General features: G+C 44.9%; 18 protein-coding genes. 2 read left to right on the plus strand and 16 right to left on the minus strand.

All coding sequences use genetic code 11. The features are described 5' to 3' along the window. Nucleotides 1-7 precede the first annotated feature (7 nt). The 3 genes from AC566Q_RS13065 to AC566Q_RS13075 all read right to left on the minus strand — a co-directional run bounded on the left by AC566Q_RS13065 (nucleotide 8) and on the right by AC566Q_RS13075 (nucleotide 1,591). Nucleotides 8-364 carry a DUF1428 domain-containing protein gene (locus tag AC566Q_RS13065; RefSeq protein ID WP_499606848.1) on the minus strand — a complete coding sequence of 119 codons (357 nt, stop codon included), beginning with the start codon at nucleotides 362-364 and terminating at the stop codon, nucleotides 8-10. Between the two features lie 99 nt (nucleotides 365-463). Next, complete coding sequence (locus AC566Q_RS13070; protein WP_499606850.1) at nucleotides 464-1,012, minus strand: histidine phosphatase family protein; 549 nt, start codon at nucleotides 1,010-1,012, stop codon at nucleotides 464-466. Nucleotides 1,013-1,084: 72 nt separating this feature from the next. Further along, a complete protein-coding gene (locus AC566Q_RS13075; RefSeq protein WP_499606852.1) occupies nucleotides 1,085-1,591 on the minus strand; it encodes a helix-turn-helix domain-containing protein in 507 nt (168 codons plus the stop codon). A gap of 287 nt (nucleotides 1,592-1,878) precedes the next feature. Between AC566Q_RS13075 and AC566Q_RS13080 the strand changes: the two genes are divergently transcribed. Further along, a protein-coding gene (locus AC566Q_RS13080) for an IS3 family transposase (protein ID WP_420836937.1) occupies nucleotides 1,879-3,410 on the plus strand; the annotation gives its coding sequence in 2 pieces (ribosomal slippage) (nucleotides 1,879-2,341 and nucleotides 2,341-3,410; 1,533 coding nt in all). Between the two features lie 276 nt (nucleotides 3,411-3,686). On the opposite strand, the gene AC566Q_RS13085 is transcribed toward AC566Q_RS13080, so the two are convergent. The 5 genes from AC566Q_RS13085 to AC566Q_RS13105 all read right to left on the minus strand — a co-directional run bounded on the left by AC566Q_RS13085 (nucleotide 3,687) and on the right by AC566Q_RS13105 (nucleotide 5,737). Then, nucleotides 3,687-3,899: a hypothetical protein gene (locus AC566Q_RS13085; protein ID WP_499606854.1), complete on the minus strand. Its 213-nt coding sequence runs from the start codon at nucleotides 3,897-3,899 to the stop codon at nucleotides 3,687-3,689. A 99-nt stretch (nucleotides 3,900-3,998) separates the two neighbouring features. After that, entirely contained in the window at nucleotides 3,999-4,355 is a 357-nt protein-coding gene (locus AC566Q_RS13090; protein WP_499606856.1) for a hypothetical protein, read from the minus strand. A 73-nt stretch (nucleotides 4,356-4,428) separates the two neighbouring features. Continuing rightward, the gene (locus AC566Q_RS13095; protein WP_499606858.1) at nucleotides 4,429-4,815 is read right to left on the minus strand and encodes a tautomerase family protein; all 387 of its coding nucleotides are present in this window, start codon (nucleotides 4,813-4,815) and stop codon (nucleotides 4,429-4,431) included. Nucleotides 4,816-4,831: 16 nt separating this feature from the next. Then, a complete protein-coding gene (locus AC566Q_RS13100; RefSeq protein ID WP_499617505.1) occupies nucleotides 4,832-5,155 on the minus strand; it encodes an ankyrin repeat domain-containing protein in 324 nt (107 codons plus the stop codon). A 123-nt stretch (nucleotides 5,156-5,278) separates the two neighbouring features. Further along, entirely contained in the window at nucleotides 5,279-5,737 is a 459-nt protein-coding gene (locus AC566Q_RS13105; protein WP_499606860.1) for a hypothetical protein, read from the minus strand. Between the two features lie 156 nt (nucleotides 5,738-5,893). Here AC566Q_RS13105 and AC566Q_RS13110 point away from each other — a divergent pair, with 156 nt between their 5' ends. Beyond that, a complete protein-coding gene (locus AC566Q_RS13110; protein ID WP_499606862.1) occupies nucleotides 5,894-6,874 on the plus strand; it encodes an IS5 family transposase in 981 nt (326 codons plus the stop codon). 117 nt (nucleotides 6,875-6,991) lie between these two features. Here AC566Q_RS13110 and AC566Q_RS13115 read toward each other — a convergent pair whose 3' ends face one another. From AC566Q_RS13115 to AC566Q_RS13150, 8 genes are all read right to left on the minus strand, one after another. After that, nucleotides 6,992-7,297 carry a hypothetical protein gene (locus AC566Q_RS13115; protein WP_499606864.1) on the minus strand — a complete coding sequence of 102 codons (306 nt, stop codon included), beginning with the start codon at nucleotides 7,295-7,297 and terminating at the stop codon, nucleotides 6,992-6,994. A gap of 59 nt (nucleotides 7,298-7,356) precedes the next feature. Next, nucleotides 7,357-7,845 (minus strand): P-loop nucleotide/nucleoside kinase family protein, encoded by a 489-nt coding sequence (locus AC566Q_RS13120; RefSeq protein ID WP_499606866.1) that lies wholly within the window; start codon nucleotides 7,843-7,845, stop codon nucleotides 7,357-7,359. Between the two features lie 48 nt (nucleotides 7,846-7,893). Beyond that, nucleotides 7,894-8,805 (minus strand): alpha/beta hydrolase family protein, encoded by a 912-nt coding sequence (locus AC566Q_RS13125; protein WP_499606868.1) that lies wholly within the window; start codon nucleotides 8,803-8,805, stop codon nucleotides 7,894-7,896. Nucleotides 8,806-9,115: 310 nt separating this feature from the next. After that, nucleotides 9,116-9,391, minus strand: a complete 276-nt coding sequence (locus tag AC566Q_RS13130; RefSeq protein ID WP_499606870.1) for a putative quinol monooxygenase — start codon at nucleotides 9,389-9,391, stop codon at nucleotides 9,116-9,118. Between the two features lie 564 nt (nucleotides 9,392-9,955). After that, nucleotides 9,956-10,537, minus strand: a complete 582-nt coding sequence (locus tag AC566Q_RS13135) for a pyridoxine/pyridoxamine 5'-phosphate oxidase (protein WP_499606872.1) — start codon at nucleotides 10,535-10,537, stop codon at nucleotides 9,956-9,958. A 235-nt stretch (nucleotides 10,538-10,772) separates the two neighbouring features. Next, nucleotides 10,773-11,276: a flavodoxin family protein gene (locus AC566Q_RS13140; protein ID WP_499606874.1), complete on the minus strand. Its 504-nt coding sequence runs from the start codon at nucleotides 11,274-11,276 to the stop codon at nucleotides 10,773-10,775. Between the two features lie 40 nt (nucleotides 11,277-11,316). Beyond that, a complete protein-coding gene (locus tag AC566Q_RS13145) occupies nucleotides 11,317-12,033 on the minus strand; it encodes an SOS response-associated peptidase family protein (protein ID WP_499606876.1) in 717 nt (238 codons plus the stop codon). Further along, nucleotides 12,018-12,923, minus strand: coding sequence for a prenyltransferase (locus AC566Q_RS13150; RefSeq protein WP_105935215.1), 906 nt, complete (start codon nucleotides 12,921-12,923; stop codon nucleotides 12,018-12,020). The genes AC566Q_RS13145 and AC566Q_RS13150 overlap by 16 nt, the downstream gene beginning before the upstream one ends. Nucleotides 12,924-12,950 lie beyond the last annotated feature (27 nt).

The raw sequence follows: 12,950 nt of genomic DNA on the forward strand, positions 1-12,950 counted from the left end.
CCCCGGCTCACTCGTGAACAATAGTAGAGAACCCACCGTAGATAAGGCGCTTGCCATCAAATGGCATGGGGTTATTGGGGTCGGGCTTCATTCTGGGATCTTCCATAAGTGCCTTCCAGCCCTCATTCCGAGCTTCTTTAGATGGCCACACCGCCCAGGAAAACACCACCACTTCACCCTCTTTACATTGCACAGCCTTGTAAAACGAGGTGACTTCGCCTTCGGGTACATCATCTCCCCAGTTCTCATAAATCTCGATGACACCGTGTTCTTTAAATACGCTGGCGGCGATTTTAGCTTGCTCGATATATTTGTCTTTGTTCTCTGCTAACACCGGTATCACGTAGCCATCTACATAAGTCATGGTGGTTTCCTTTTATTCAGATTTCTCAATGAAGCCCCGCAGGGGCTCGCTAAAACAACGCTTAATTCAGGCTATCACAGGTGTAAGGCTAAACTGTAGTTAATCTTTAAAAGCCGAAACACCCCAGTAGCTGTTGGATTTTTGCAGTTGCGTTAGCCCATAGCGACGAAGATGTTTTCTGATGTGGAGAATCAGATAGCCGTGTGAAAACAGGATGATTTTATCGTGTTGCTGCGCTAGTGCAATCAGCTCACTGGCGGCCAGCTTTGCGCGCTTTCTGGCCTGAGCATAAGACTCAAAACGCCCCTTTTTACCCAGCGTCCATAAAGTGCGGTTAAGATAAACCCAGCTCCATGCCCTGATGGTAAATGGCAGCTTATAGCGAGGAATATCCATCTCACGAAATAGCCTGGACTGATACTGGGGCGGACTACCGGAAAAAATTGAGCAACTATGCACGGCTCGAGGCAGATCGCTCGAAACGAGATAATGCTCGTTATACTTCGCCTTACTAATTTTACAGGGCAGGCTCTGCTCTGAAACCAGTGAATGATTATAGTTTTTCACCCAGTTGGCAAATCCCGCAGCATTCAGTAGTGCATTACCGGCTTTTTGCGGCCGGCCATGACGCACTAAAATAATTTCCATTCCTTGCTGACACTCCTTTATCAGGTAATGACTAGATAACTACAAACTACAAGAAGTTTTAAACACCTTGGTTTAGTGTTTGTTGTCCAGGCTGCACTCTTCGTTTTGCTGTTGTACTATTTTCGCGACTTTTGCTTTTTCCCATTTGGTACCAAAGGGCTCAAAAACATAAATTGCCAGGCCCGCAACTAGCGTAGCAAACGATAAGAAGACCACTATCAATGGGCCGGTATTCTCGCCACCGTTATAATTTGGCAGCATAAACAAAACAAATACCGTGACCAAAAAAGCTGTGAAAGCGTAGAAATATTTGAGCGCTGTAACTTTTGCCTTTGCCTGTTCATGCACTGCTTTGCTGTTTCCAGCGTTAAAAGTTTCTTCACTCCCGGGTTCGTTATCCCGTTCAATCACGGACCTGAGCTCATCCACAGAGATTTCAAACACTGATGCCAGTGATTTGAGCGTTTCTAAACCAGCACCCTCGCCCTTTTCAACCCGTTGGATTGTGCGAACGTTTAAATGGCTTAATTGCGCCAGTTGCTCCTGCGACCAATGCCGGGTGATTCTTAATGATTTCACAGATATTCTCTTATTGTTGTGAATGCCGTAACACTATACACCACCGGGGATTAGTGCGTAACGACAACCAGCCGACAGTTACCCGACAGCGACTAAAAATCGCTCGGTTACAACAACCTTATGTCTTACCGACGGAGGGAGCTTTGCCACGTAACACCGTTAAAAACAAACCACCCCGGACCCGGTTTAACAAGGCAAAAAACGGGTACCCTAAGGTCCCCCTGTGTCAGGATAGTTGTCGCCTCAGTTTTTCATAGTATTAGACAGGGTGCGGAAGTTAGGCATGAGTGAGACATTATCCAGAAGAACATAAAAAGGCAGTGGTTAGTAAGTTGATTGAAAGCGGTTTATCATTACGCCAGTTTGCGCAAAGAGAAGGTATTAGCCTGTCTACGTTGTATGGTTGGCGGGACAAGTATACAGAGGCCGATTTCAGTTTGATTAAAAGTAATACGCCAGAGAATTGGACCGCAGAGCAGAAGTTTTCTGCGGTGATAGAGACTGCTGCCATGTCGGAAGTTGAGGTAAGTGAATACTGCCGGAAAAAGGGCCTTTTCCCGGAGCAAATCCAGCAATGGAAACATAGCTGTATCTCCGGTAATCAATCCGAGGCGGATAAGCGTAAACAGCAGGCCCAGGAACGTAAAGCGGATAAGAAACGCATTAAAGAGCTGGAAAGAGAGTTAAAACGCAAAGACGCAGCGTTAGCCGAAACTGCTGCGCTTCTGGTGCTTAGAAAAAAGTTAAATGCCTACTGGGGGGAAGACGAGGACAACTAACCACGTTCTCAGATAGGCAATACTATATTTCACTGATTGATGAAGCCGTTAGTGCGGGGGCCAGAAAGCACAAAGCCTGTGGCATCATCGGCTTATCCCTGCGCACGTTACAACGATGGCGGGACGCGGATGGAATTTGTGCAGATAAGCGCCCGGAGGCGAGCAGGCCGACGCCTGCAAATAAGCTAACTGAGATAGAACAACAAGCCATTTTGGATATCTGCAATGAAGAGCGGTTTGCCAGTCTGCCGCCCAGTCAGATTGTGCCCATGTTGGCCGATGAGGGAGTTTATCTGGGTTCGGAATCCAGCTTTTACCGTATATTGAAAGCCAATAATCAGCTTAGCCACAGAGGCAAAGCAAAACCCAAAGGTACACTGGCAAAACCTGATGGATTTACGGCTACGGGTCCCTGTGAAGTGTGGACCTGGGATATATCGTACTGCCCCTCTACGGTCATTGGTCGGTTCTTTTATCTGTACATGATAATGGATATTTTTAGCCGTAAAGTTGTGGGATGGGAAGTGTATGATTGCGAGTCTGGTGATCATGCCGCTAACCTCTTGGAACGCACGCTATGGTCTGAGAAATGCGTGAATGACGAGATAATCTTACATTCTGATAATGGCAGTCCGATGAAGAGCCTGACCATGCAAGCTAAGATGATTGAAATGGGCGTTATCGGCTCACGTAGCCGTCCCGGTGTCAGTAATGACAACCCTTACTCAGAATCTCTGTTCCGCACAGTCAAATACTGCCATAGATGGCCGAGTGAAGGCTTTAAGTCGCTGGAGGAAGCGCGAGCCTGGGTGCGAGATTTTGTCCGCTGGTATAACACCGAACATCGCCATAGCCGCATAAGATTCGTTACCCCAGAGCAGCGACACAAAGGTGAAGACCAACAGATACTGGCAAAGCGCACTGAGTTATATGCCGAGGCAAAAGTGAGAAATCCAAGTCGTTGGTCTGGTGAAACCAGAAACTGGGATAAGATCGGAAGCGTAGAGCTAAATCCGGAGAATAAAAAAGAAGCAGCTTAACAGCTCAGGCGACAACTACCTTGAAAAACGCCGAGGTTGCGAATAATATAAAAAGAAGGGGCAAAACTAACAAGGCGACGAAAAACGCACCAGGTGCTGGCGCTTCAATGCCTAACAATAGGAACAGTGCATAAAAACAACAAAAAAATAGATCGAGAGATATCGCAAACACTGCGAATATCTTCACAACAGAGGGTAAGCGTAACTGCACACGGTTATGTTGTTTCAACTGAGGGCCTCTCATAACGCCTGTTTTCACTCCCTGTTTAACTGCGGCTAAACCGTCGGTTTAGTTTTATTTAACGCGCTAAATATCTTATCGATGATCAGATAAACAACCATTAAAACCATCAACTTTGTGGCATAGTGAAACACATCGGATAATGTGGATATTGTAAATATGGAAATATCAAAAAATCCGATGCCCATTAATCCGGCGAGCTTTTCTATCATCACCATGACTAACAGGAAAGTAAACAATACCTTCATAAAGAAAAATCCTTTTCATCCCGTTTGAGTTGTCTAGCTAATCATGACTGTATCCTGTTTTAAACTGCTCCAGGGGACTGATTGTCAATTATCGCTTAATTAGCTCAGCGAAACTGATTCAAACAAACTCATATACAATAATAATGATACCGCCAGAATAAACGACGATAGCAAAGAAACGCCAATGGGAATAACGATTAACTGCCAGAGTTTGAGAACAAGAAACTTTCTTAACACAAAACTGAATATCACTATCGACAATACCGTACCGGCGGGTTCGACCAGACCTGCATAGTAGATAAGCAAACCTGAAAGCGCCTGTACCGTGAGAAAAGCGAAAGTAAGCAGCAGACTCCGTTTATTTAACTTCTCAGTTACCTTGAGTAACCTGAGCGTAATCCGGAACCCTATAAAATTGCCTGCAAAGCTGGCGACTAAAAAGAATAATGCAAACAAATGAATGCCCTGTAGTGGAAAGTGAAATGCCGGTGCCAAACCAGGTGCTGCTAAGGCAGGCCGTTAGAAGTGATCAGACATCCACTTTATATTGTATATCCGCCGCTTCGTCACCCGTCATACCACGAAATCCCCATTGATATTTTTCCTGCTCCTTGATGGTAATTTCAATATCCACAGGCAAAATCCCCACAGTTGAGGAACTGGTCTTGAATAACGCTTTGATTAACGCCTTTCGTGTTTCCGGCGTTCTGCCCTTCATCATATTGATTTCGATGACAGTGTATGACTTGGTTCTGCCACCCGGGTAGAAAAAGTCACCTTCATCAAGTGGCACAAAGCGATGCGCGCGTTTATCTTCAGGCATACCCAAAACCGATTGCATGCAGGCGTGGATAGCATCAGACAATTCGCGCTTTATCGGATTGAGATGTTTGTTTATTCCGTAAATAACTACCATTACCTGTCCTTAGTGGCTAACTATTAGCTAAACAATGTTTGAGACGTTCTTGCCAATGCGACCGGGCCCTACTGTTCAATTTGGCTCCTGACCAGGCCAAAAGCCTGACGACGTCATCCGATGCATGATGCAGCGCAACCTCCAATGGCACCACACCACGGTTATCCTGACGATTAACGTTTATGCCTTTTTCAATCAAAAACTGAATTAGCCTGACGTCATCATTATTAATTGTGGCGATTAAAGCACTACCGTGTTGAGGATCCTGATAATCAATATCAGCGCCTTCAGCGATTCTTTCTTCAACTAAGCGGAGGTTTCTGCCTCGGGCCGCAAAGATTAATTATTGATGGATGGTAAATGACATAGCAGTGCAAATTTCTTTTAATAATAAACGCTTATGCTGAGCAAAATGATATTAAACGGGCAGCTTTGTATTGTCGAAGCAACGGCAGGGATAGCTTCAATCTGTTCCACCTTCAATGCTTTTGCCGAGAAATATCAAACACTGTAAAAACCAATACAAGCAAGCGAGTATTAAAATCAGACCGCCAAAGAGATTAAAAACAAACAAGCAAACCAAGGATCCCGATACTACATAACCATGGGTAAGATACCGAAACTGCCTGAACGTTTTAAAGCACGTTTGAGTCTCATCATGCATAAACACCAGCACGTAAAATGTGGCAGAGAATATAGCCGCGCTTAAATACTTATTACCGAACGCATCGTAGCTCCAGATGATGGCTAACAATGGCATTAAACCGATCCCCAGAAAACTTCTTAAATGAGGCAACGCGGACTTAAAGCCAATAGCAAGATGCGCATTTTGTGTTTTTTCAGACGCAGTCAATTTAGCCAGAGCAAAAGGCAAAAACAAGAAGAAAGCGATTATGCCCAATGGAATTAATACAATTTCCACTGTTAGTTTCTAATCCGTAAGCGCTGGTTCAGAAATAAATCCATCGGTTTACTGCTTTTCATCCCGGATCATATCATTTGCCACTTCTAAGGAAGATGCGAATAAGTCCCCGATGTGAGATCATAGCTGCATAGTAAATCACAGCCATTACCGCCCATGAGCCAACAGTTAACTTTTGCCGATAGTGAGTTTTCCAGCAAGCGCCGTCAGACCCGTAAAGAGATTTTCCTATCCCGGATGGACAACTTGTTGCCGTGGACTCAACTGCTGGAAGTAATTGAACCCTTTTATCCTAAAGCAGGCAATGGCAGACGTCCGTATGCGCTTGAGACCATGTTTCGCATTCACTGTATGCAGCAATGGTATAGCCTTGGTGATGAGGCAATGGAAGATGCGTTATATGAAATTGCTTCGATGCGCCAGTTTGCGCAACTGTCATTGGATAAAGCCATTCCAGACCGCACTACCATTATGAACTTCCGGCACTTGCTGGAAAAGCACAAGCTGACTCGCAAATTATTCAAAACGGTCAACCAATGGCTGTCGGACTGCGGTGTGATGATGACGCAGGGTACACTGGTGGATGCCACGATTATTGAAGCGCCCAGCTCCACTAAAAATAAAAAGAATGAACGTGACCCGGAGATGCATCAGACCAAGAAAGGCAATGAATGGCACTTCGGCATGAAAGCCCATATTGGTGTGGATGCCAAGAGTGGTCTGACTCATACGCTGGTGACCACCGCCGCCAACGAACATGACCTGAACCAGTTGCACAACCTGTTGCACGGCGAAGAAGAATTCGCTTCCGGCGATGCTGGTTATCAAGGCGCAGAAAAACGCGAAGAGCTGAAAGATACAAATGTGGAATGGCTGATTGCCGAACGCCCCGGAAAAGTCCGGGCGCTGAAAAAGCATCCTCGCAAAAACAAAACGGCCATTAACATCGAATACTTAAAAGCCAGCATCCGGGCGAAAGTAGAGCATCCGTTTCGGATCATCAAATGTCAGTTTGGCTTTATCAAAGCACGCTATAAAGGACTGATGAAAAATGACTCGCAGTTAGCCATGCTATTCACCTTGGCGAACCTGTTTAAAGTAGACCAAATGTTACGACGACAGCCAAGATCTGTCTGAAATCCGGGAATAACCCGGAATAAGGCCGAAATCAGGCCTAAAAAGGTAGTATATTGGCCTAAATTGAGAATTTAGCGTTCAAAAATTAGGCGGCGAATGCAAAGGCTGGTTCAAGAACTAAATTGCAGGACTTATTCGCAGTTTCCCTAACATAATAAGCACCTCACATGGAGAATACTGTTCGAGTAAGGATACCGAACGATAGTTTACCCATTCAGAGATCGGATCAAATTCATTTTTCTTTTTAAACGTCAGTTCTTTTAACTGCACCAGGCATACGCCCTGCATTTTCGCGTCTTCTACCACATTCGCCTTAAGCGCAATCTGTTCATACTCTTTCGCCACCATGTCATATCTGCTGGTTGCTGAAAAAGACGAAAAAGAAATCAATGTAAGCGCTAGCGTGAGCAGAATTTTATTCATTTTTTAAACCTTAAAAGATATAACGTCATGGGTAACAAAACTGGCAACGTGTAGTGGTATCATGTCACACGAACTATATTAAGATTCTCGCTGCCAGTTGGTGCTTCAAAGTACCCGGTGACCTGATGAAATACCGCTTCTGTATCAAACTTGGCTCTTTGCGGCTGTTCAACGCGACGTTGAGCAAGTTGCGCTATACACTGTTCATCAGAAACATCTAAATACCAGAGTTCGTGTTCACTGTGTGTTTCGGTGGAGAGCGATGTAAACCAGGATCTTTGTTTAACAGTGTTGGCAGGAAAATCCATAACAACATTCACGCCGATGTTAAGTAGGCCCTGTACATGGCTTTTAATAAAAGGACGGATAAGTGTTGAGTAGTTGATGTAATCGTCAAAGGTTTGAATCAGCTCAGGGTAATGCGCTGCGAGCCAATCATCTTCTGCAATCACTACCGCATTATTTTCTTTTGCGACAAGCATTGAACGAGTTGATTTACCCGCGCCCATTTTGCCGCAGAAAAAAAACAGCTTTCCAGGATTACTCATGTGTTCTCCTTTAATTAGCAGCAAATAAATGCATCTTGAATACCTTAATCAAAGGAGCTTTGCAGCCGCCTCCGACATCCGCTTATACTCATGGCCAACATCAGGCACAACCTGTATCTGCCAGTTAAAATCGAAGCCGTTATTCCCAGCCACGGTTTTAGACGCCTGAAAAAAGTTTGCGCCCCGTTCTAGCCGATTAGCCCCCTGCTCCATTGCCATTTCGGTTTGGTCCAGCCGCCCTTGTTGGGCATTGTTATCCAGCTCCCCAAGCAGTACCACCAGATTTTTAGCAAAAGATCCCTGCAGATTATAATTAACGTCACCCAGTCCGTAAGGGTAAGGCGCCTCCTCCTCCATAAACGAATACGTGCCGGCGTTGGCTGCTATGGCTTTATTGATACGGGATTGCGGCTTCATTGCCACCATGCGCTGCACAAACTGACCGCCGGCCGAATGCCCGAAGATAAGGTAACCATCAAGTGAAAGCCCGTTTACGGTATTCACATGGTCAAAAACATTTTCCACTACGGTAAAAGCCCACTCACTCTCGGGGTTTTGCCACCCAAAATAACTCTTTAAATTTCCTTCCTGATAGTCATTAGTAATGACCCGATAGAACTTGCTGGCAAATTCGGGAGCAATCAGCATTATTCCTTTCTGCTCGGCAAGCTCTGTCCATGCATCGAGATAATCCTCCGCATTTCTGCCCATGCCATGCATAACAAACAGTACCGGATCTGCAGGCGTCCACTCTGCTGGTTTGTATGTCCAGACTCTGATGGTTTTGCGATCAGTATGTTTATAGGCGTTAATGACAAAGCTGTCTTTACCTGTGGCAAAAGGTTTTGCTTCGGTTCTTTCTGGCCCGGTAGGAAGAACGTACAGATACAGGTAGCCAACGGCCACAATAACAACGGTAATCAAAAATACAGACGACACCAGCCATTTGAAGACTCTCACTAAAAACTCCCTTTAAAAATGTACTTCCTGACCTGCTATGAATATGGCATGACATTATCGCCCTATAAAGCGTGCAATACTGTTGAAGACTCTCGAGTAGCACGCCGCAGACAGAACGTTAAGCCTCTGTAGTTATAAAGACAGGCTGATTAACGTGATTATTTCAACAGACTATATCAACTTTTTATTATGCTGGGTGAAGACCACAAGAATTCTTACAAAATGTTGTTACGTTGGGGTTTATCGATAATGTCTGGTAGCTAGTGGCGATGGTTTGGAGCGGTTGCCAGGAAAATGAAGCAACAACAGTTTATTTAAAAATTTGGTAATGACGTCCTACATTCACGGTAACCTTGCCCCAGTCAGAATCTCTTACTCTATGCTGATGTTGCTCAAAAGCGCTTTGACTCGTGAACTCTTCATAAACATCAAAACGAAGCGGATCCTTTTTATTTTCAACAACTTTAAAGGTAATGCAGCCAGGCTCTTCCAGCGTGAGCTGCTTATGCTTTACCAACGCTTGCTTTACTACTTCAAGATCTGACGCAGGCACTAAAATAAAGCCCTCTAATGTAACTTTTGACATAAATTCCCTGTGAAGCAACGTAGTATTGAGCTTAACTGCCGTTATGAATGAGCCGAAGCGCCGCACGGACCGGTGTGTTTAATAGTTTTACCCGACATTAATTCCGCTAAAACGGGTCGACATTTTTCGGCACATCCAGCAAGGTGTTGGTGCTACCACATACCGAACATCTCTGTCTGATGGTTAACCTGTACTTGAGCAAATAACTGCAAGCATGCAGAAACTTTCCCAGTGATTTGATTAAAAACACGATAAAAAGCGCGAACTCAACGCCTAACTCTAACAAAAACCTGAATTGGCCAAACTCAAAAAAGGCCATAAAGATAGAATAAAAAAGACTCCCCACAACAATGCTAATTGCACAAATGGCAAACAGGTAAAACGCTAGCAGAATAGTAAGCCCAAACATGTCCAGTAAACTGACGGCACCTGAAAATTTCCAGTTTTTATATTTACAACAGCATTTTAATTTCATCGTTAAACGGACATTATTACGTCATCAGTTGTGCCTTTGGTTGTTGTAGTCTTGTATTGGCAACTATAGTGCTTGGCTATGCCTATGTCCTAAGGCTGTAACAATTGCATTTTCCATGGTGAACCGTTGTCCCTTACATACTGTTCCCTAATATGTACTCGACTGTCTCTAAATTTCAGAATTTCTATTGAATTTGGTACAACAGTATACCCACCCCATGAACTCGGGCGAACGATGGATTCTGGTGAAGCAGCGAGCGTAGCAGAGTATTGGTTTTCCATTGAAACTGAAGAATCCCAGATTTCGCTTTGTCTAAAAAAAGTAGTAGCAACACGCGCCTTTTTGGAACGAGAAAACCAAAATTTATCTGCTAGTTCGTTGGAAATAGTTACGGCCTTTCCAACAACACGTATCTGACAGCCAATATGATCCCACCAAGCAAGCAAGGCAACTTTTGGGTTTTGCGAAAGTTCGCTGCCTTTTGCTGAGTTGTAAGATGTACAAAAAGTAAAACCTCGCTGGTCGACTTCCTTGAGGTCAACGAAGCGAGATTGAGGAAAGCCTGCAGAGTCTATTGTTGAAACGCACACCGCACTCTTTTGAGTAAGGGGAGAATTCGTTTTCGCATTTTCCCATATTTGTATAACTTTATTTGTTAGCTGTTCATCCACCGTAATTCTCCGCAGGCATAATATAACTTACCACTGAAAGGTGATAGTACATGGAATAAAATTAGAAGCGAAGTGGTGCAGCCCATGCGCTAGCACCCCAGCATTACGCTTCCTTTCATTGCTGTATTAGTCCTTTTTATGTTTCAAGTTGCACATGATTTGTCAATATAAACACAAACAAGTATGCGAATATGACAAGGTCGCTCCCCACGGGCCTGCAAGAGACTAAAGCAGTTTAGTTGGCGATTCTGTTAATATAACCTTGAATTGCCTGCTCATGTTCCTGAAGGTTAAAATCATCAGCGCAGCAACAATATAGCGGTTCGTGATATACCAGTCCTAAGTAATCCGCAATTAACTCGAACTGGCTGTTGAAACCAGAAGGCAATTCCGCATCAGTTCCTGTTGAAATGACTGATATTGGTAAACCGCGTAGTTTGCGTCCAAGTTCTTTGTTTACCGTCAGCAAATCAGTAAACCGGTCGAAGAAGGTTTTTAGTTGAGCTGACATTGCATACCAATATACTGGCGTTGCAAACACAACAATGTCTGCAGTAACCATGCGTTCCACTAGCGGAATAAAGTCATCAGAAATATTGCGATGTTTGTAATCAAAATATGAAATTGATATATCCTGAAGGTCCACGAACTCAGCTCGCAAACCCTTTACTATCTCTTGAGACAACGTTGCAGTATTCCCACGGGATCTCGAACTCGCTAAGATAACCAGAGAATTCACATTGATATCCTTTTCACATAACCCCCTTTTTAATTACTGATTAATCCGGTTCAAGATCAAATGACGCTCCGGCAGGCTGATAGAGTGAAGGTTTATTAATAGGTAATACTTTAAACTGGTGGCGTATTTTTGGTATTAACAAATCTTCAAGTGCCTGTGGCTCAGTAGTATCTGCATCCAGCCACCGCTGCAGGCTGTTATCTTTTAGCGATAACATTAACGGCGTGGACTTTTGATGAACATCCATTAATTTTTGGTGTGGCGGTAGCGTAACCACCGAGCACGAGGTTTCCACAAACTCGTTACCGTGGCTGTCGTGACCGTGCCATTCACGATACAAGCCGCCCATGGCCAGTTGGGCATCGGGTTCGGCAATCATATCGTGGTAAGTCATTTGACTGCCGACTTTTTGCGATTCGCCAAAACCGGCTACCGGAATGATACAGCGATGCTGACGAAAGGAGTGATATCCCGCACTTCGCGGCACGTTGAGTTTGTCGTAACGGGTATTAAACGATGTGTACCGGGACGGTTTGAAATGCATAATGCCGGTACTGTGTTCTGGTTCCAGTAATAACCACCAGATGGCATTCCGCGCTACCCTTTTCCCCTGTTGTTCAAGCACGATGGTAACTCTTTCAGTGGCGCGTACAAAACGGCTAAATCGCATTCCCTCTTCCGGCCAGAAGCTAATTTCCAACTGGTCGCACAATTGCCTCACACCCGGGCTATCGGTAACATTTAACCGGCCACACACAGCACCACTCCTAATAATAATGGGGTTGCCAGGGTCATCATCACATTCTGCCCCATTGCCGCCAGAAAGCTTTTGTCGGGCTGTTCAAACTGTTTGGCTTGTTGATAGATTCGCCAGCCTGGCAGCATAGGTAACAAACAAACAAGGCTGTACCAGGGCAAACTAAAAACCATAACGGTTGATACCACCACCAGTATGGTGAGCAGCCATTGTGCTAAGTAAAGCCTGGCGGAAAACGCATAGCCGTATTCAATGAGCACATGGTTTCGGCCATGCTCTGCGTCACTGGCGGCATCCGGAAACTGATTGAGTAACAACAGATTGTTAGTGAGCAAGGTGGGGATCAACGCCAACAGCAGCATGGTTATATTATGTGAGCCGCTAACCGCCACATAGCTGCCGTAAGACATCAGCATACCAAAACCCAAACCTGGTGCCACCAGACAGAGCCAGGGATAACGATTAAGCACCGGCGTATAGCTCACCACGATCACAACACCCAGTACACCCATGGCAAATAACGACAGCCAAGCCTCAGGCGTTTGGCGCAACACCATAATGCCCGACACTATGGTGAGCAGCACAAAGGCAATACCGATGTATTTAACCAGCCCAGCCACTGATGGTTCGCTTACCAGTGCCCCGCTACCGCCACTGAAGGGGGTACGGTTAGTAGCAAAGTCCAGTTTGCTGGTGCAATCCACATATTCGTTGAGCATATTCACGGCTATATGAGCACACAGGCCACAAACGAGAATTAAACTGAATAAAAACCAGGAACCGTCTATATTTAAAAAGTTGACAAAGCCAAAGCTGAGTGTCAGACAACTCACTACCAGCAATAAAAACGGCGGACGCATGGTTTTTACAACGGTTGATAGAACGCTCATTCCCTGCTCCTGTGCAGTCGGTTGGTT

The sequence above is a fragment of the Alteromonas sp. H02 genome, from assembly GCF_059682525.1.

What these genes read in the sequence shown, in the direction of transcription:
- AC566Q_RS13150 (WP_105935215.1), bottom strand. Translation starts at nt 12,923, where the DNA reads ATGAGCGTTCTATCAACCGTTGTAAAAACCATGCGTCCGCCGTTTTTA.
- AC566Q_RS13130 (WP_499606870.1), bottom strand. Translation starts at nt 9,391, where the DNA reads ATGTCAAAAGTTACATTAGAGGGCTTTATTTTAGTGCCTGCGTCAGAT.
- AC566Q_RS13065 (WP_499606848.1), bottom strand. Translation starts at nt 364, where the DNA reads ATGACTTATGTAGATGGCTACGTGATACCGGTGTTAGCAGAGAACAAA.
- AC566Q_RS13095 (WP_499606858.1), bottom strand. Translation starts at nt 4,815, where the DNA reads ATGGTAGTTATTTACGGAATAAACAAACATCTCAATCCGATAAAGCGC.
- AC566Q_RS13110 (WP_499606862.1), top strand. Translation starts at nt 5,894, where the DNA reads ATGAGCCAACAGTTAACTTTTGCCGATAGTGAGTTTTCCAGCAAGCGC.
- AC566Q_RS13115 (WP_499606864.1), bottom strand. Translation starts at nt 7,297, where the DNA reads ATGAATAAAATTCTGCTCACGCTAGCGCTTACATTGATTTCTTTTTCG.
- AC566Q_RS13120 (WP_499606866.1), bottom strand. Translation starts at nt 7,845, where the DNA reads ATGAGTAATCCTGGAAAGCTGTTTTTTTTCTGCGGCAAAATGGGCGCG.
- AC566Q_RS13070 (WP_499606850.1), bottom strand. Translation starts at nt 1,012, where the DNA reads ATGGAAATTATTTTAGTGCGTCATGGCCGGCCGCAAAAAGCCGGTAAT.
- AC566Q_RS13085 (WP_499606854.1), bottom strand. Translation starts at nt 3,899, where the DNA reads ATGAAGGTATTGTTTACTTTCCTGTTAGTCATGGTGATGATAGAAAAG.